We start from the raw sequence: 18,010 nt of genomic DNA, 5'->3' as shown, positions 1-18,010 counted from the left end.
TATAGACGAAGTTCAGGCCAACCGCAAGTTTCTAGACCTTGGCAGAGCCCCGAATGCCTTTATTTTTAGGGTGTTTTTACCGATATCAACGTGAAGGAGAACGAGCGTATGTCAGTTAAAACCTTTAAAAAAGGCGAAGTGATTTATAAAGATGGCGATAAAATCACCTCTGTCTATCTTATTCAAACTGGGGCCGCCAATCAGTGCCTGATTCGCGGAAAAAAGACGATAGATCTATTCCAGTTGGGCTCTTCTCATATCCTGGGCGATCAAGTGATTCTGGGGCAGAATACTCACCCCACTTCGGCTATCGCCACCACCGAAACTAAGGTTTTGGAAATTCCCGTCGAAACCTTGAAGCAGCAGTACGAAGGCGCCCCACAAATGCTCAAAGTGATTATCAAGTCACTGGCCGACCGCCTGCGCCTGGCGGTGAATGACGTTCGTTCCAGCAAGCTTGAAAAAGATTCTTCTCCTTGTCCTGAAGATCAAGTCGCCAAAGCCTTTGGCGCTGTTTTCCACACGGCCAATCACAAAGGCGACCGTTCAACACCGGGACGCGTGGTAGTCGACTGGAGCATGATGAAGCAGTATTCACAGCGTGTGATGGGCGAAGGCCCCAAGCGCGTTGAACAGGTGATTAACGTTCTGGTCAAACTTAAGCTCGCTTTGTATGAGATGGGTAAAGCCCCGGACAATCCAGACGGCCCCGACGAAATTCAGAAAGTTCATTTCTTGGATTTAGGGCTTTTGGAAAGCTTCTTTGAATTCTATCAATACTATTATTTTAAAAATCGTTCGGATCTTCTTAAAGTCGATGAGCTGTGCCAACAGATGCTGGACGCTCTTTTAAAGCTTTGCGAAAACGAACAACCCGACCGTTTCGGTGTCGTCGGCGTGGAGTTCGCAAAATTCAGCGAGCACTGTAAAAACGAAATCGGCATCAATCTGAACAACGACCACTTTGCCCGACTTGAAGGTAAAGGTGTCTTTATGAAGCGCAAGACCAGCTCAACGGGAGTCATCCTGCAGTTTGAACTCAAAGAATTCCGTTCGATCTTTCAAAGCTGGAAGATGCTTCGAGAAATCGAAAAATGGAATGAAAAAGGTTTCGTCGATATGGACGAAAAAGAAGAAAAACCGAAAAAGAGATCCGCAGGCGGACCTTCCTGCCCGGCTTGTCAGGCCGAACTTCAGGCTGCTGCCAAGTTCTGTCATGAATGCGGTCACAAAATTGTAGCGGCGGCCTAAAATGAGTGAAGCCCTGATTGTTTTTAAAGCGGTGAACAGCGACTCTGAAAAGCAAATGCTTTTACAAAAGGTATTGGCTAAAAAAGAGGTTATTTACCTTCGTGATAAATTCGACCGCACCATCGCTTTAAAACCGGTCAGTATCAACTCGAACAATCAAATCAAATGTCATCATCCCGAAGACACGACGATGAACACCAACGAAAAAGACACCTTCACCGCCAGTGTTTCGGTCGATGGTGAAAAATATCTTTTCGACACGCACCCGGTGATTTCGGAACATTACGTGACGCTGACGGTGTTGAATCTGTTTCATTTACAAAGACGTCGGAACTATCGCTATGTTCTGCCGGAAAACTATTCGGCCGAGTTTGTGATCAATTATCTTAATCAAACGATTTGTTCACAAACCTGCCGGCTTTTAGATTTAAGCACCGAAGGCTGTGCCGTGGAAATTTCTCAAGGCCATGCCGATCTTCACCTTGAAGATCTGGTAGAGGCGGAAATCTTTTTAGGAGACCGCGAGCCGATTTTAGTTCAAGGGGTTATCAAAAACATCCGCATTAAAGATGAAACCCTGCTGGTTTTAGGTGTGGAGTTCAACCACATGGCCAATTCGAGCGAAGAGAATATCGTCACGTCACTGACGGATCTGCAAAGAGAGCTCTTCTTTCGGCGCCAAGCGGCCTAGTCTTCACCGCGTCGGATAATACAGTTTATTATCCCACATGCCTTCATTGAAATATTGAATAGTGGCTTTTAATTTTTGTTCCAAAAGCTGCTTTCGCTCGCGCTGTTCCGGCGTGATCATCGCGCCCGTCAGTTCTTGCAAACCATCGCGATCCAACGCTGAATACATTTGCGGCTCTGTGTGTCCCGGTGTCCAGCGCAGATAAAAGTCATTGGCAAAAAGAAGATAGCGTCCATCGATAAAGTTAACGGCCGTCTTATCCCCGTCCACAAACATCGAACTGCCCAGATAGTTTTTGTCCGTTTCTGAAATACCTAAAAAATCCAGGACCGTCGCCGGGATATCGATCTGCTGCACAATCTTTTCCGTATCCACTTTCGGAAAGGCAAAGCTGGGATGATAAAGAAACAGAGGAATGCGGTAGCTGCCCAGATCATTCTCGTATTCTTTACGATAGTGCATGGACGTGTGATCCGCAGTCACAATAAAAAGTGTGTCTTTATACCAAGGCTTTTTCGCCGCCTCTTCGAAAAACTTTTTTAACGCAAAGTCCGTATAGGCAATGGTTTTTAAAATCTCGATAGGCCCTTCGGGAAATTGACTCTGGTACTGCGCCGGCACCTTGAACGGCTGGTGCGAGGACAGCGTAAAAACAGATGTCATAAAGGGCTGCGGAGTCGAATCCAACTGCACCAACATCCACTGCAAGAAAGGCTCGTCCCAAATCCCCCAGACACCATCATCGTCAGCCGCATTGTTGTACTCTTTCGAACCAAAATACTTTTCGACCCCGGCACTTTGCATGAACGAATCAAAGTACATGGTGCCGTTATGCCCGCCATGAAAGAAGCTTGTTGAATACCCTTTTTGTGATAACAAAGTGCCCAGGCCCAAGAAATAATTCGAGGTGAAGTGCGATGAAATAAACGGCTCGTTCATCAAGGCCGGGATTCCCGCCATAACCGCGCCAATTCCTTCGATCGAACGGCGGCCGTTGGCGTAGGCGTTTTTAAAGACCAAGGATTTTTCCATCAACGAGTCCATAAACGGAGTATAGCTTTTGCCGTTCACAGGACCCAGGTACTCTTCGCCGAAGCTTTCCAGAATAATCAAAACCACATTCTGAGGTTTCGGCAGTCGCAAGCCTTCCAGCTTAGAACCTGCATACGAGCCATTCAGGTGTCGTAAAAGATCGTCTTTGCTGGCAAAGAATTTTTCCTGTTTCAGCCCCTCGGCACCATAACTCTTGATGAAGGTGAACGAGGAATTTAAAACCAGATTATTTAAAAGCGGCGCCGGAAAAACATTGGCGCTGACAAAATTCACCGGTTTGCTTTGCAAACCACCACGAATGCCAATCACCGAAATAACAATCGCCACAAAGCTTAAGAACAGATGCGACAGCCAGTAGCCCAGCGGCTGTTTTCTTTGGCCGGGCCAATAAAGACCGGGGGCATTTTTAAAACTGAGGCGAAAAATTGCCACAATGAACAACACAACCAAGACTGTATTGATGATAAAAAGCAGCCAGTAGCTAGAGACAAAATTCCAGATCTTCCCCTGCAATTCATTCATGATAAAAAGACTGTCATAGGTGAACCGTCGCCCCACGAAGTTAATAAACTCGGTGTCGCCCAAATTCAAAATAAACAAGGGGATCTGCAGGACGGTAAAGCCCACGGCCAAAAACCACTGCCAGCCCCTTTGCCATCGCCCGGGCCAGGGCACCATGGCTAAAAGAATCAAAGGTGCCGAAAGGCTTAACACGGCCGAGATATCAAAGCGCAACCCCACGATGAAGGACCATAAGATATCTGAAAACTCTTTTGCTTTAAAAAGGCTCCAGTTCCATAGCAGAAACTCTACGCGGGCGAAGAAATAAAAGAGCAAAGCTAAGAGAGCTAAAGCGAAGACTTTGAGCAGGCGTGACGTCGGTCCAAACATATCGCCCATAGTACATCGACCGCCTGTGTCATTCAAGTGGACTTAACTCGGCCCCTCTGCTACTTTCCCCCTCTATGACACCAGAACAAATGAAAGAAAGATTAGAATCTCATTACCAGGGCGCTAAGATCGAAGTTTACGATCTTACCGGCACTCAAGACCACTACGAAGTGTTCGTGGAAAGCCCGGTTTTCGCGGGAATGACTCGCATTCAACAACATCAGCACGTGATGGCTTGCTTTGGTCCAGAATTGAAGACCGGCGAGGTTCACGCTCTCTCAATCAAGACTAAAATCAAATAAGTTTTTTAAAAGAGGTTTCCATGACGACTCATGAAAAAATTGATTCCATTCTAAATCAAAACAAAATCGTGCTTTTCATGAAAGGCACGCAACAGTTTCCCATGTGCGGTTTTTCTGCCCGCGCTTGTGCAATCCTTCAGGATATCGGCGTTCAATTCCATGACGTGAATGTTCTTGAGGACGAAGAAATCCGCAGCGGCATCAAAGAATACGGCAACTGGCCGACAATTCCGCAACTTTACATCAACAAACAATTGGTGGGCGGAAGCGACATCATGATGGAAATGTACCAGTCTGGCGAGCTTCAAGAGCTTCTAAAATAACATGAGATGTAATGTTGCCGTTTGGGACCGCATTTTAAGGTTTATTTTTGGCGTATTGCTGACGGCTTACGCCATTGCCGGCGGCCCCTTTTGGGCTTACATCGGTCTGTATGGCCTCATCACCGCAGCTTGGGGCTTGTGTCCTGTCTACGCCTTCTTTAGAATAAGAACTCTGAAAGATTATCATCGCGCGATTCCAGACGAAGAATAGGATGTTGTATGTCCCCGGCCCTCATCGAACTTGAAAGTTTTTTGCAAAAAGACCAAATCAAAACCGACGAGGAAAGCCTGAAATTTTGGGGCAAAGATTGGACAACCTATTACGACATCAAAGCCACAGCCATCGTTTTCCCCCGCAGCACTGACGAAGTCGTCTCTTTGGTGAAATGGGCACGCAAAAATAAAATCGGTCTGGTCCCTTCCGGCGGACGCACGGGCCTTTCCGGTTCGGCCGTCGCATTTCAGGGCGAGGTCGTTGTCTCATTCGATCAGATGAATAAAATCAAAGATTTCAGTGCTGTCGATCAGTCTGTCGTTATTGAGGCCGGCGTTGTCACTGAAACCTTGCAAGAGTTCGCGCACTCGAAAAATCTTTTTTATCCTGTGGATTTTGCAGCAGCGGGCTCGTCCCAAATGGGCGGCAATATCGCCACCAATGCGGGAGGCATCAAAGTCGTTCGTTATGGACTGACACGCGATTGGATTATCGGCCTTAAAGTCGTCACCGGTGCCGGCGAAGTTTTGGAACTTAATAATGGTCTGGTCAAAAACGCCACGGGGTATGACCTTCGCCATTTATTTATCGGCTCGGAAGGCACCCTGGGCTTCATCATCGAAGCGACAATACGCCTGGCACCGGCACCTCCGCCGATGAAAGTTTTAGTTATGGCGGTCAGTGGTCTGGAAGCGGTTATGAAGGTCTTTGCTGAATTCAAAACCAAAACATCGCTGGTGGCTTTTGAAATGTTCGCAGACAATGCCTTGAAAAAAGTTTTAGAAAACACCGGGCTGCCAGCGCCTTTGGAAACACAAAGCCCCTTTTACGTGCTTGCCGAAGTGGAAGCTCGCAACGAACAAGATGAAGAACATGCTCTCGGCGTTTTTGAAAAATGCGTGGAAGAGGGTTGGGCTCTTGATGGTGTGATCAGCCAGTCTGACGTACAAGCCGCCACTTTCTGGCGGTATCGCGAAGACATCTCCGAGTCGTTAGCCAAGTACTCGCCCTACAAAAACGACATCGCCGTTACGATCTCTCAAGTTCCGCCCTTTATGAAAGATCTTGAAAAAGTTCTGACCCAAGCTTACCCGACCTGGGAGGTCGTGTGGTTTGGTCACATCGGCGACGGCAACCTGCATATCAATATTCTGCGACCTGCGGGCATGACCAAGGAAGACTTTGTGCAAGAGTGCCGCAAAGTCGACGTCATGGTTTTTGATACGGTGAAAAAATATAAAGGATCGATTTCAGCCGAACATGGTGTGGGTTTAAGTAAACGTTCGTTTCTTTCCTACACCCGCTCTGAAGCGGAAATCGCCCTCATGCGCGGGATCAAAAACCTATTTGATCCCGATGGCATCATGAATCCGGGAAAAGTCTTAGTACACCACTCGGGTCCGAATTGAACGGGTCAGCTTGCCAATATCGGCGGCTAACGCCTGGGCCTGAGCCGAGTGCACATCCATCACCAGATAACCAATTTTATCGTCGGTGGACAGATACTGTCCTTCGATGTTGGCTCCGGCTTTAGAGATCAAACCGTTGATCTCTCCTAGGACGCCCGGTTCGTTTTTGTGCACATTCAAAATACGCGAAGTGCCCTGCTTAACGGGCAGATCCACATTCGGAAAATTCACGGCACCCGAAGACGAGCCAATTTTCAAATAACGGCGAAAACTTTCTGCGACTTCCATCCCGATGGCGAACTGCGCCTCTTCAGTGCTGCCACCGATGTGCGGGGTCAGAATCACATTGTTTAAACCTTGCAGTGGGGATTTGAATTTTTCTTTATTCGACGCCGGCTCTTCAGGAAAAACATCTATCGCGCACCCCGCGATGTGTTTGGACTTCAGCACATCAACCAAAGCATCGATCACCACGACCGTTCCACGGCTGGCGTTAATCAGATGGCTGCCTTTTTTCATCAGCGCCAATTCTTTTGCGCCAATCATGTCCTTGGTCTCTGGCGTTTCGGGCACGTGCAAAGTAACGAAATCGGAAATTTTTAGTAAGTCTTCCAAGGACGACTGCGCCGTCGCATTTCCCAACGGAAGTTTTTTAATAACATCGTAGAAAACGACTTTAAGTCCCATCGCTTCGGCAAGAACACTGACCTGACTGCCGATATGGCCGTAGCCTACAATCCCCAAAGTTTTTCCGCGCACTTCGCGAGAACCCTCTGCCGACTTCACCCAGTCCCCGACATGGGCCTTCGTATTTCGATCTCCCAGTTGACGGGACAAAGCGATCATCTCGGCAATGACAAGCTCCGCGACCGAGCGGGTGTTAGAGTGAGGCGCATTGAAGACCGGCACCCCCACCTCGCGCGCAGTCATTAAGTCGACCTGATTTGTACCGATGCAAAAACAACCGATCGTCACCAGATGAGGATTGTTTTTTAAAACTTTAGCCGTGATTTCCGTTTTTGAGCGAATTCCTAAAACGTCATAATTTGGAAGACTTTTTAACAGCTCTTCCTCGGAAGGTGCGTGGGAAATCAAATCCACTTTATATCCTTCAGAAATCAAAGTTTGCTGCGCTACTGGATGGATGTTTTCAACAAGAAGAATTCTAAGAGCGCTCACTAGCACCTCCGCTCTTTTTAGTTTAATCCGCCGCCTTTATAAGTCATTTCAAAAATGACTCCACGCCCACACTCAGTCTTGCTGACCACGTGCGCAAACTATAGTCAAAGTCATATTCCCAAGAGAGACTAAATACCTATGGCCACAACTCGAGTTTTTTCTCTACTCATCGTCGATGACGATCCCCTGGTACAACAGTCTTTAAAGATGTGTTTGCCAAATCATTGGAAAGTTTTTTCGGCTGTGAAACTTGAAGCCATTCAATACGAGCGCTTCTATCACGCGGCCTTCGTGGACATGCATCTTGAACCGGGCGCGACGAAAGCCGCAGGCCCCCAGATCATAGAAAAGTTAATCAAGCATAACAATCAATTGGAAGTCGTGGCAATGTCCGGCGACCTCAGCCGCGCGCTGATGGAAAGTTGCCTGAAAGCCGGAGCCCAAAGATTTTTGGCAAAACCTTTGATGCCGGAAGAGATTTTATTAATTCTGGAAAAAATTGAGGCGCTTTGGGATTTGCGCAGCCTTGATCCCAGTGCTCTTCGCCATACCACTCGATGGGTCGGAAGCTCCAGCGCTTCAGCGAAGGTCAAAAAACGTATTGCCGAACTTCGCGGCGAAACCAGCACGGTTCTGATCGAAGGTGAAACCGGTTGCGGTAAAGAAGTCGTCGCACGCCTGCTGCATGAGCAAGAAGCCGAACGCCCTTTCATTGCCGTGAATCTGGCAAGCATTCCAGAGAATCTTTTTGAATCAGAAATGTTTGGTCACGTGAAAGGCGCCTTCACGGGAGCGGAGCAAAATAAAGTCGGACTGACTGAAGCTGCCCATGGCGGCGATCTTTTTTTAGATGAGATCGAGGCGCTGCCCCTGTCCCAACAGGCCAAACTTCTGCGCTTTTTGGAAACGGGCGAAGTTCGTCGCGTCGGCGCTAAAGAAAGCACCACGGTAAAAACTCGGGTGATTGCCGCCACCAACCGCTCTTTGGAAAAAATGGTGGCCGCAGGCGAGTTTCGTGAAGATCTGCTTTACCGTCTTTCGTCGCAAAGAATCGAGCTGCCTGCTTTGCGCGAACGCTTAGAGGATATTGACGAACTGGCTCGGCACTTTCTGGAAGCCGAACGTCCTCGCCGCAATAAAACCATTGCTGAAGACGGGCTGGCCGCCTTGAAAAAATACAACTGGCCGGGAAATGTGCGCGAGCTGAAACGCGTCTGCGAACAGCTCAGCCTGACCTCGCCCCTGCCGTTCATTCGGGATGAAGACGTTGCGGCTTGGTTAAAGCCTGCTGCGACGGCCCTTGGCGCCCCCTCTTATACCACTATAGATTTCAACAAAGGACTGAACACTCTTGTCGAAGAGTTTGAGGCCCATGCCATCCGCACTTGTTTAAAACAAACTCGCGACGTTGAAGAAGCCGCGAAAGTCCTGCAAGTCTCACGATCCAATCTTTATAAGAAGATCAAAGACTACAAAATTGACGAGGAACCATCATAATGGATTTTTTTGATTTTAGTTTTCCCATTCGTATCTCAATGCCCACCGCGTGGGAAAGTCATATTTATCGTCAGACAGTTTTCATTGTTCTTTCGATCATCTTTGCTTCGGGCGCAGTCACTTTCTTTTTCCGCAATAAGAACTATTACTTTGTGCAGTCCTGGGCCAGCATCAAAAGCTGGCTGGTCGCCGCCCCCTTGATGTTCCTAGTGATGGGTTTACCTGAACCCTGGCCGTTGGTGTTCCTCACCCTTCTGGCCATCGCGGGTGCCAAGATTTTCTTCCAGATCATGGGGATGTTTCATCGCAGCTATTTCGTCTTGTTGTGTTACGCAGGCATTATCGGCCTGGGGATTTGCGCCTGGTATGATCGCATCGATATTTACAATTCAATGCCGATGATTGTCTTAGGTGTGAGCTGCCTGGTTCCTCTGATCCGTAACTCTTACAAGCGCATGATTCAATACATGTCCTTGACCCTGCTCGCCTTCATCTTTTTGGGCTGGTCCTTCATGCACTTGGGATTGATCTTAAAATTCCCCAATGGTGTTTACCAGGTGATGTATCTGATCATTCTGACTGAATTCTGTGACAACACCAACTTGGCGGTGGGCCGCTATATCGGCGGCTGGAGAATGTTCCCCGGCATCAATCCCCGTCGAACGGTCGGCAGTACGGCGACTTCGATTCTACTGACGCTGTTCTTGGCGGGCTCTATGCGCTTCCTTTTGCCGGATGGTTCTGACAAGTACTGGCTGGCTTCTGGCCTGGTGGCCTCGCTGGGCGGATTCGTTGGTGACCTGGTCATGACCGTGGTTCGGCGTGATGCGGGAATGAAAACCGTAGGACCTTTCATTATTGGACGTGGTGACTTCTTACACCGAGTCGACAGATTGATTTTTGTCGCGCCCATTTACTATTACGTTATGACGGTCATTCTATGAAGGATTGGAACTACGAAAACGAGCAGTGGACGAAACTGCCGACTTATCTAAAACACTTGCCGCTGTTCACTCGCCATATCGACATGTTCAGCGTGTTCATGCGTTTTTTGTGGTCGATCTTCCTAAAGAATATCGCTTTTAAGTTTTATATTCGGCTGCAGGTGAAGGGCACACCCTTTAAAGAAATCTATCGAACTCAGCCCAAGCTGATCATCATCAGCAATCACGCCAGCCATCTGGACGCCGTTTCAATTGCCGCATCCATTCCGCGCCGTTACTGGTTGAATCTTTATATCGCGGCAGCGAAGGATTACTTCTTTACCAATGCGCTCTTCACCTTCTTTTCAAAGCACTGTCTGGGCGCCATTCCGATTGACCGCAAAGACCGCCGGGGTGAAGCGATCAATTTGATCTTAAAACTTTTAACTGAATTGCCGCGAATGTGGTTGATTATATTTCCTGAAGGCACGCGTTCTAAAGACGGAAAAATTCAGGAATTTAAACGCGGCGTTTCGATTTTTTCAGAACGCACTCAAACACCTCTTTTATTCACATATCTTGAAGGCAATATGGAACTATGGCCCAAAGGTCAGCCTATTCCCCTGCCAGGAAAGCTGATTTTACACGTTGGTCCGGTTCATCCCCCTGGCCCGATTAAGCAGGTGTATGATGCTTACAGGCAGTGGGTGCTGACGATCAATCCGAACGCATTCCCAGACAAGCCTCTGGAAGGAGAAACAAAAGATGACTCCGAACAAGTCTGATATTCAGAAAACCTCTTTGCAGATTGGTCCCTATCAAATCTGTCCCATCCCCACCGGAGAATTCGGCCTGGATGGCGGGGCGATGTTTGGCACCGTTCCCAAAGTTCTTTGGGAAAGATCCAATCCGCCTGATGATAAAAATCGCATTCCCATGGAAGCGCGCGCTCTTCTTTTAAAATCCCAGGGCCTGAATATTTTAATCGACACAGGCAACGGTCAAGGCAAAGATTTCATCGCCAAGTACGGCGAAAAGCTGGGTACGAAATTCGCCGAGATGTACAACATTGACGACAGCGGTCCCTCACTTTTGAAATCCCTGGCCTCATTCGGTGTGCGCCCCGAAGATATTGATCATGTGATTTTGACTCATTTGCATTTTGACCATGCCGGCGGCGCGACCACGGAAAAAGACGGGAAACTGGTTCCGACTTTCCCCAAAGCACAGTATTGGATTCAAAAAGGAAATTTGGAAACGGCCAGCAAACCAAATTTGCGTGAGCGTGCTAGTTATTATTCGGCCAACTTCCAACCCCTGCAAGAAGCCGGCGTCTTGAATATTCTGGACGGAGAAAAAGAAATTCTTCCCGGGGTTTCCGTTCTGCTTTCCAACGGTCACACTCAGGCTCAACAAATGGTGAAGGTCACTGACGGAACAGCCACGCTTCTTTACTGTGGCGATGTCGTGCCCACCAGTTCTCACGTGAAAATTCCCTGGCTTATGGGATACGACTTGCATCCCCTGACATTGATGGAAGAAAAACAAAAGTATCTTAGCCAGGCCGCGGATCAAAAATGGTATTTGTTCTTTGAACACGATCCCTACTGTGACGCTGCCGTGATCGAGCGCAACGGCCATGACTTCGCCGTACAAAAAAGATTTCAGCTCTAGGAAAGAATTAGGCGGACTCAAAAGAAGCATGCTATTGTTGGCTTCATGAGTCCGTTGCTGCAAAATCTTAGATTCACAGTTTTCAGAGAAGTCTTTAAAGACACTCTTCAGCAGATGCGAGATGGTGAAATCCGTCTGGTTGCGGCCTCCTTGGCATTTTCCACGGCCGTGGCCTTAGTCCCCTTTATTGCCGTTGTGCTTGCGACTTTTCAATCCATCGGGGGGTTGGAAGCTTTTTATCCGCAAGTCGAGTCTTTACTTTTGCGAAATATCCGCGAAGCCGCAGGTTCGGATGTCACCAAGTTCATTCGCATCTTCTTAAAGAATATCAGCGCCGGAAAATTGGGCTCCACGGGGGCGATTCTTCTTTTTATCACGTCCATTCGGATGCTTTTAGATATGGAAGTCGGCATTCACCGGGTGTGGAATCAAAAAAACACTCGTCCCTTTTATAAGCGTGTGATCTATCAGTGGGGCTTGATTCTTCTGATTCCCGTCCTATTGGCCGTTTATGTGGGCTTTCAATCGCTAGAACAATTTCAGTTCGTTCATCGTGTGGTGCCGGCATTTGTTTCTAACTCTTTGGTCTTGGTGGGTTCGTTATTCCTCATCTACAAGCTTGTTCCCACGGTGTATGTTCGCAAACGCGCGGCTTTGATTTCCGCCGTGACCGCCTCCGTAGCGATGTATGGAGTGCATAAGAGTTATGCCGCCATCGCTTTGAAGTTCTTTGCCTACAATAAAATCTATGGATCTTTCGCGGCTCTACCTATCTTGCTGTTTTGGATTCTGACAATCTGGTATGTGATTCTGGGTGGCGTGGCTTTGTGCGCGTCCCTGCAAAAGCGTCACGTTGCTTAGCAATTTGTTTGGCTAAATGCTTTGCAAGCTGTTGCGCCAGGTCCCTGTTCTTTAAGTGAATATAAAGCTGCGGATGAATCTCAACATCCTCGACCAGCCAATTTCCCGTCCCTAGGGCGACTTCTTGTCTGTCTTTGATTAAATACTTCGAGTGGGTGAAGAAGCTTCCTGGCGCGAAATACAGGCTGTCAATTCCTTCCTCTTGAAGTCGCTCTATTGTTCGTCTTGTTCTGCGCACGTAACTTAGGGCAAATGCCGTGTGATGATGAGCAAAACCCTTGACCTTGACGCCACGACGGTGCGCCTCGATAAAAGCGTCACGAATTTCTTTATGGTCAAAAAAGTAAATGGAGAACTCTAAAGACTTTTTTGCGGATCGAATCATCTCAACCAGCACATACCGACCATCCACGCTAAAACCTTTTGCATGAGTCTTCCCGGACATGACCTCGACTCCCGCCCGTTTCAAAAATTGTGCGGTGACGAGATTGCGATCTGAAGTATCGCGCACTCCTTCTATGTACAGGCGAATGCGCAAGCTCGGATTCTGATGTTTAAGGTCTTTCAGCTTTTCCGCAATCGCATAAGGAGCCGTGCTCATATTTAATTTTCCCGCAGCGCTGCCGATAGCAAAAGAATAGGCCAAAATATTGATCTGAAATTTTGCTGTATCCAAAAGATCTAGAAGGACGCCAAGGTAATCATCGTCGGTCACCAAAGCCGTATCGCCAGAGATTTTTTTCTGCGTCATTGAGCCCCCGACAAAATATTGTCTAAAGCTCGAATTTCAGAAGCAACCAAGACGCCGCAAGACCGTTATACGACATGAAGTATGCCAATTGAATGCAGTGCGTAATTTAGGGAGTTTAAAGAAAATGGTGATTCCGGTACGACTCGAACGTACGACCCTCTCCTTAGAAGGGAGATGCTCTATCCAGCTGAGCTACGGAACCACGCTGTATCACATTGCTGTGAGCCTTCTTTATAGGGGTTTAACCCAACGATATCAAGGACTTCTTTGCTAAACCCCAGGGATTTAAAACAAGAGGCCAGATTCCTTGCGGCTCCCCTTGGCTTCTTATAGCCTTTAAATGCTTTAAACCGACACCTCAGTTCGCTCGCCAACTGAGCCTCAAAACTATATAAATTAAATCTATATAGATCATGAATTCTTAATAATTTTTTTATTCCCTGATCCGGGCGATATTAGAGACAGAGACGGCAACGCTCTCAGAAAAAGGAGAACTGCATGAAATATCAAATTGACCCCTCTCACTCAACGGCCAACTTCAGTATCAAACACATGATGATCGCCAAGGTCCATGGTGGCTTCGAAAAAATGTCAGGAACTTTGGAATATGATTCCACAAATCCCGCGGCAGCGAAGATCGAAGCCAGCATCGAAACGGCCAGTATCAATACCCGCGAAGCCCAACGGGATGCTCACTTAAAAAGCGCCGATTTCTTCGATGTCGAAAAGTTTCCAGTTATCACCTTCAAATCCACAAACGTGAAAGTGGTAAGCCCCGGCGAACTCAAGGTTTTAGGAGACCTTACAATCCACGGAATCACCAAAGAAGTATCTTTGGACGTCGAAGGCCCCACTGACGAAATGAAAGATCCTTGGGGAAATCTAAAGATCGGTGTTTCGGCGACAACGAAAATCAATCGGAAAGATTTTGGTCTTACTTGGAATGCCGCTTTGGAAACTGGCGGAATCCTCGTCGGTGACGACGTGAGTATTTCCTTAGACATCCAATTCACGAAACTAATTTAGTCTCGGTCATTAAGATCCGAGGACTGGAGATTTTATGTTTGCCCTACGCAAATCAAACGAACGCGGCTTCGCTGATCATGGCTGGCTGAAATCACGCCACACATTTTCTTTTGCCGACTACTACGACCCCGATCACATGGGCTTTCGCGCTTTGCGTGTCATCAACGAGGATCGTATCGAGGGCGGCACCGGCTTCGGAATGCACGGACATCGCGACATGGAAATTATCTCTTATGTTGTACAAGGGGCTTTGGAACACAAAGACTCTAAAGGCAACGTGGCGGTTATCAAACCAGGCGACGTACAAAGAATGAGTGCTGGCACTGGTGTCATGCACTCTGAATACAATAAAATGCCCGAGTCTGACACACACTTCTTTCAGATTTGGATTCTGCCAGACCGACCCGGAACCTCTTTCGGATATGGCCAAAAATCTTTTGCGGATGACTTAAATACAAAAGATCTGGTGTTGGTGGTGTCTAAAGAAGGGCGAGAAGGTTCCATCAGCATTAATCAGGATGCGGATTTGTACATTTCACGAATGAAGAAAGGAAAAGAGTTCGCTTTTCCAATTCGTCCGTCACGACATGTCTGGCTGCAAGTGATTCAAGGTCACCTGAATATTAACGGTCACGTTTTAGAAACAGGCGATGCTGTGAAAGTCAGTCAGGAACAGAGTCTGCAGGTGTCAGCTCAAGAGGACTCCGAATTCATGCTCTTTGATCTGGCCTAAGTCTTAACGCTGGGGCGCGCGCACAAAGGTTGTTTTAAGCATATTGCCCGGGGATTCACGTAAAGGAATGGGATAAAGATACTCGCGTAAAAACAAACGCCCCGCGCGTAGCTCCACAACCTCGGTGGCGGAAAACTTATGAACCATATCGATAAAAGTTCCTGAGCCCATGGTCGCCGTGGGTTCAGGAACTGATCTTCGACCATAAGTGGTCAACTGAAACTCGGTACGGCGTTCACACCTCTGCCCCTTGGCGCAAGACCGAAAAGCTGTAACCAGAAAATCACGACTTATTTCTATTCGCGCCCAGGTACTATCACCGGACGCCGGGACCCAGTGACCCACCAGATGTGATTCAGCTAACGCCGAAGATGCTAGGATGAAAATGCTCACGAAGCCCAAACACTTGATCGCATTCATACACTCTTCCTTCATTTTTAGCTTGAAGTTAAGAGTGTCGCTTTGCTCGGGGCAAATTACTAAAAATTCAACTGCGAATTGGCAGAGAACGGCCGCCTTTAAGACTTTCTCTTTTTTCCGGCCTTGACCGAGTCACACTGTTGCAAAAGCTGCTCCCAAATCATTTTTGCCACAGGCCCCATCGGCTTCACCTTCGAACGCATGATATGCAGATCCAAAGCAATCGGTACAATCGAGTCATGTTTGATCTCGATCACAGTGCCCTTCTGAAGCTCGCTTTGCACTTCGTAAGTGGCAAGTCGCCCCCATCCAAATCCGTTCAAAATGAGATGGCGCTTTAAAGCGTGATCCGACACAAAACATTTTGGTCCTTCGCTGAACAATCCCCGAGAAGACTTGGCCACATTAAAATCCTTGCCTCCGCTTTTGGAAACCACAATTTGGCGAGTGTTACGAAGCCAGGAAAAATCGACAGTGTCATTTTTAAGCAGCTTTTTGGAAACCGCCGGAATCATCTTAATTTTGGCGAAACGCACACTTTCGATTCGGTCATCTTGTCCCATCTTCGGGGCAATAGCGAAATCCGCTTCACCGTTTAAGAGAATTTGCATTCCCGCATCAAGGGTTTCAGTTTGAAAATTAAATTCGGTCACATTGGGTAAGTGCGAACGCGCTTCGAAGACCGACTGCACAGACTCGAACTGGACCAAAGGATCTAATACGATCGTTAAGCGCGGCTCAATGGCGAGCTTACCCAGCTCTTTCCCTTTGACTTCAAGTTCGCGAAAAGTTCGCAAGCACGTCTGAGCCCAGCGGTAAAAGGTTTTACCTTGCTCGGTCAGTGTCGGTCGGTATTCATCGCGATTGAAAAGCAGCACAGCGAATTCTTCTTCCAGTTTTTTGATGGCAACACTCAAACTGGGCTGGGTTTTATGAAGTGCTTCCGCTGCAGCTTTAAAGCTGCCCTTTTCAACAATCATCTCTAAGGTAATCAACTGCTCAAACGTCATGTTCAGTCTCTACCAGGCGAAGCCTAGTTTTGCAGCCACAGAATTTTGTTTTTCATTTTTGGCGCGATCCCAATTGATATCGATAAGACTGTACTCAATAGCCCCCATCAAACCGCGGCGATAGGACGACAATCCCACGGAAACATATTGGTGCGTCCCTTTGTCATCATAGGGCCCGAAAGCCCCTAGGGAATTTGTCACTTCAGTAGAAACATCGTGAGTTTCATAAATGTAAGACACGTAAGGAACAAAGGCCGCAAATTTATAACCCACACTCAAGCCGCCTTGGCTCGTCTTAATTTTCGACACGGCTTCGTCCGCATTGTTGGAGGTGGTGGATTTCATTTCTCCATAAGACGCATGCACTGCTGAAACCCAAGCGTCAGCTTTAGCGTCATGATTTAAAAACTGCCAGCGCAAGCCGAACAAATTGCTATCAACAAAAACATCCACACTTCGCAAAACACTCAGACTAGCGTCGACGCCGACATATCCCACCAACAAAACTTCCGTGACGTCCAAAGCGTCATTGATTTTCACTTCAGATCGATCCGGGGGATTTGAACTGATGTTGTCCACGACCGTGACCTTCGTCGTCGGCGTCCCAGCAACCGCAATGTGCCCGTTCCACGGCTGTTCCCCGGTAACCGGGACGGCAAAATGAGAAGCCCGAAAACGCAATGAATGTGAGCAACCATTTAAAAGAAATAAAGAGCCGAAAAGGCTCAGCAAACGCATGAAGATCTCCCTGTTGATCTATGACAACACGGCCACAGCGACCTGTCAGGGCCCATTTAAATTGAAGCCCCGAGCCAATCTGTAAAATGTTTCAGCTTTCTCTTCACCCCCCATTGACATAATTTAAGCGTTGGCTTTATTTTAAAGCCTCGTTAGGGAGTAATCGTTTAGCTCTAAGCTAAAGGTGAGGTCGACATACTGAGTGATGAACTCCGGCCTTTCCGCAAGACTCAATTCTTGTTGATGAGACTGACACTGGTGTTTATTTACGCCGTGTTGTCTCATGTCCAAAGACCCACGGCTTTATGTAAAGGTGGGGCATTCATGATCGAAGTTATCGTTTTAGGTTTAATTTTAAGTGCGGATTCATTCTCTGCGGCCCTCGCCATGGGAAGCCGACCTTTTAGTCGCAAAGAGGCCCTGCGTTTTGCTTTTTCGTCGGGTGGTGCCGAAGCCCTGGTAACGCTTCTGGGGTTTATTGCGGGTTCTCAAATCATTGCCTATATTGCGGACTTTGATCACTGGATTGCCTTCGGCCTTCTTGCAGCTGTCGCCATTCACATGGCGCACGAAGGGATCTCGGCCTTACGCTCGCCGGAAGCGTCTGAAGAGGCCACTGAATTTCACAGCTTTACAAAAGTTCTGATTGTGTCCTTCGCCACCAGCCTGGATGCCTTGGGCGTCGGTATCAGTTTAGGTATTGCAAATAAATCCATCGGCTACTATGTCGTCTCTATCGGTGTCTTTGCTTTCGTAACCACTTTGATTGGCCTTTACTTGGCCCGTCGTCTTTCAGATAAAATGGGCCCCGTTTTTACCCTCGTGGGCTCGGTCATTCTTGGCGCGATGTCGATACAGATGCTCTCGATCTAAAGACAGCAATATCATGAGCGCCTAGTACGAAGTCGGTTGTCGGTGTCAACTCACAATACCAGCAACAGAATCCTGCGTAAATGACTTCATTTTTTCGGGAAGGACGACTATCCTTTCCCGAAAGCTGAAGATATTTTTTACTGTTAATTCGCACGTTAGGTTTAGGGATGTTCGTCACGTTTAAGACATTT

Annotated in this window: 20 protein-coding genes and 1 tRNA gene; 14 read left to right on the top strand and 7 right to left on the bottom strand. The window is 47.7% G+C overall.

Annotation, left to right across the window (positions count from 1 at the left end; translation table 11 throughout):
* Nucleotides 1-108: 108 nt before the first annotated feature.
* Both OM95_RS13515 and OM95_RS13510 read left to right on the top strand, forming a co-directional pair.
* Nucleotides 109-1,251 carry a cyclic nucleotide-binding domain-containing protein gene (locus OM95_RS13515; RefSeq protein WP_041874850.1) on the top strand — a complete coding sequence of 381 codons (1,143 nt, stop codon included), beginning with the start codon at nucleotides 109-111 and terminating at the stop codon, nucleotides 1,249-1,251.
* A 1-nt stretch (nucleotide 1,252) separates the two neighbouring features.
* Nucleotides 1,253-1,942 (top strand): PilZ domain-containing protein, encoded by a 690-nt coding sequence (locus tag OM95_RS13510; RefSeq protein ID WP_041874848.1) that lies wholly within the window; start codon nucleotides 1,253-1,255, stop codon nucleotides 1,940-1,942.
* Between the two features lie 3 nt (nucleotides 1,943-1,945).
* On the opposite strand, the gene OM95_RS13505 is transcribed toward OM95_RS13510, so the two are convergent.
* A complete protein-coding gene (locus OM95_RS13505) occupies nucleotides 1,946-3,895 on the bottom strand; it encodes an alkaline phosphatase family protein (RefSeq protein WP_291516399.1) in 1,950 nt (649 codons plus the stop codon).
* Between the two features lie 80 nt (nucleotides 3,896-3,975).
* On the opposite strand from OM95_RS13505, the gene OM95_RS13500 reads away from it, so the two are divergent.
* Genes OM95_RS13500 through OM95_RS13485 form a run of 4 tightly spaced genes read left to right on the top strand, consistent with a single transcriptional unit; the run spans nucleotide 3,976 to nucleotide 6,134 of the window.
* Nucleotides 3,976-4,188, top strand: coding sequence for a BolA family protein (locus OM95_RS13500; protein WP_253696357.1), 213 nt, complete (start codon nucleotides 3,976-3,978; stop codon nucleotides 4,186-4,188).
* A gap of 20 nt (nucleotides 4,189-4,208) precedes the next feature.
* Nucleotides 4,209-4,511, top strand: a complete 303-nt coding sequence (gene grxD / locus OM95_RS13495; RefSeq protein ID WP_041874845.1) for a Grx4 family monothiol glutaredoxin — start codon at nucleotides 4,209-4,211, stop codon at nucleotides 4,509-4,511.
* 1 nt (nucleotide 4,512) lies between these two features.
* Nucleotides 4,513-4,722, top strand: a complete 210-nt coding sequence (locus OM95_RS13490; protein ID WP_041874844.1) for a DUF2892 domain-containing protein — start codon at nucleotides 4,513-4,515, stop codon at nucleotides 4,720-4,722.
* Between the two features lie 8 nt (nucleotides 4,723-4,730).
* Complete coding sequence (locus tag OM95_RS13485) at nucleotides 4,731-6,134, top strand: FAD-binding oxidoreductase (protein ID WP_041874842.1); 1,404 nt, start codon at nucleotides 4,731-4,733, stop codon at nucleotides 6,132-6,134.
* Here OM95_RS13485 and serA read toward each other — a convergent pair.
* Nucleotides 6,108-7,313, bottom strand: coding sequence for a phosphoglycerate dehydrogenase (serA, locus tag OM95_RS13480; protein WP_041874840.1), 1,206 nt, complete (start codon nucleotides 7,311-7,313; stop codon nucleotides 6,108-6,110). The genes OM95_RS13485 and serA overlap by 27 nt on opposite strands.
* A gap of 138 nt (nucleotides 7,314-7,451) precedes the next feature.
* Here serA and OM95_RS13475 point away from each other — a divergent pair, with 138 nt between their 5' ends.
* From OM95_RS13475 to OM95_RS13455, 5 genes are read left to right on the top strand one after another with little or no spacing between them, the layout of a single operon-like run.
* The gene (locus OM95_RS13475; RefSeq protein WP_041874839.1) at nucleotides 7,452-8,810 is read left to right on the top strand and encodes a sigma-54 dependent transcriptional regulator; all 1,359 of its coding nucleotides are present in this window, start codon (nucleotides 7,452-7,454) and stop codon (nucleotides 8,808-8,810) included.
* Nucleotides 8,810-9,754 carry a phosphatidate cytidylyltransferase gene (locus tag OM95_RS13470; protein WP_041874838.1) on the top strand — a complete coding sequence of 315 codons (945 nt, stop codon included), beginning with the start codon at nucleotides 8,810-8,812 and terminating at the stop codon, nucleotides 9,752-9,754. The genes OM95_RS13475 and OM95_RS13470 overlap by 1 nt, the downstream gene beginning before the upstream one ends.
* Nucleotides 9,751-10,518, top strand: coding sequence for a lysophospholipid acyltransferase family protein (locus OM95_RS13465; protein WP_041874836.1), 768 nt, complete (start codon nucleotides 9,751-9,753; stop codon nucleotides 10,516-10,518). Before OM95_RS13470 ends, OM95_RS13465 begins: the two co-directional genes overlap by 4 nt.
* A complete protein-coding gene (locus OM95_RS13460; protein WP_291516398.1) occupies nucleotides 10,499-11,407 on the top strand; it encodes an MBL fold metallo-hydrolase in 909 nt (302 codons plus the stop codon). Before OM95_RS13465 ends, OM95_RS13460 begins: the two co-directional genes overlap by 20 nt.
* Nucleotides 11,408-11,452: 45 nt before the next feature.
* Complete coding sequence (locus tag OM95_RS13455) at nucleotides 11,453-12,268, top strand: YihY/virulence factor BrkB family protein (RefSeq protein WP_291516396.1); 816 nt, start codon at nucleotides 11,453-11,455, stop codon at nucleotides 12,266-12,268.
* Here the strand turns inward: OM95_RS13455 and OM95_RS13450 are convergent.
* Together OM95_RS13450 and OM95_RS13445 are read right to left on the bottom strand one after the other, a co-directional pair.
* Entirely contained in the window at nucleotides 12,177-13,019 is an 843-nt protein-coding gene (locus tag OM95_RS13450) for a phospholipase D-like domain-containing protein (protein WP_041874834.1), read from the bottom strand. The two genes, OM95_RS13455 and OM95_RS13450, sit on opposite strands and share 92 nt — an antisense overlap.
* Nucleotides 13,020-13,144: 125 nt before the next feature.
* Nucleotides 13,145-13,221, bottom strand: a tRNA-Arg gene (locus tag OM95_RS13445).
* Between the two features lie 296 nt (nucleotides 13,222-13,517).
* Here OM95_RS13445 and OM95_RS13440 point away from each other — a divergent pair.
* Nucleotides 13,518-14,045, top strand: a complete 528-nt coding sequence (locus tag OM95_RS13440) for a YceI family protein (protein WP_041874833.1) — start codon at nucleotides 13,518-13,520, stop codon at nucleotides 14,043-14,045.
* A 34-nt stretch (nucleotides 14,046-14,079) separates the two neighbouring features.
* Entirely contained in the window at nucleotides 14,080-14,778 is a 699-nt protein-coding gene (locus OM95_RS13435; RefSeq protein ID WP_041874832.1) for a pirin family protein, read from the top strand.
* A 3-nt stretch (nucleotides 14,779-14,781) separates the two neighbouring features.
* Here OM95_RS13435 and OM95_RS13430 read toward each other — a convergent pair whose 3' ends face one another.
* The 3 genes from OM95_RS13430 to OM95_RS13420 all read right to left on the bottom strand — a co-directional run bounded on the left by OM95_RS13430 (nucleotide 14,782) and on the right by OM95_RS13420 (nucleotide 16,946).
* Nucleotides 14,782-15,198, bottom strand: coding sequence for a hypothetical protein (locus tag OM95_RS13430; protein WP_041874830.1), 417 nt, complete (start codon nucleotides 15,196-15,198; stop codon nucleotides 14,782-14,784).
* A 98-nt stretch (nucleotides 15,199-15,296) separates the two neighbouring features.
* Entirely contained in the window at nucleotides 15,297-16,208 is a 912-nt protein-coding gene (locus tag OM95_RS17365; protein WP_291516394.1) for a LysR family transcriptional regulator, read from the bottom strand.
* A gap of 9 nt (nucleotides 16,209-16,217) precedes the next feature.
* Nucleotides 16,218-16,946 carry a hypothetical protein gene (locus OM95_RS13420; protein ID WP_291516392.1) on the bottom strand — a complete coding sequence of 243 codons (729 nt, stop codon included), beginning with the start codon at nucleotides 16,944-16,946 and terminating at the stop codon, nucleotides 16,218-16,220.
* A gap of 243 nt (nucleotides 16,947-17,189) precedes the next feature.
* Between OM95_RS13420 and OM95_RS13415 the strand changes: the two genes are divergently transcribed.
* A complete protein-coding gene (locus tag OM95_RS13415) occupies nucleotides 17,190-17,819 on the top strand; it encodes a manganese efflux pump MntP family protein (RefSeq protein ID WP_291516420.1) in 630 nt (209 codons plus the stop codon).
* Nucleotides 17,820-18,010 lie beyond the last annotated feature (191 nt).

The organism is Bdellovibrio sp. ArHS (genome assembly GCF_000786105.1).
GTDB lineage: Bacteria > Bdellovibrionota > Bdellovibrionia > Bdellovibrionales > Bdellovibrionaceae > Bdellovibrio.
The sequence above is the reverse complement of the archived record's forward strand: the minus strand, read 5'-3'. Positions and strand labels throughout refer to the sequence as shown.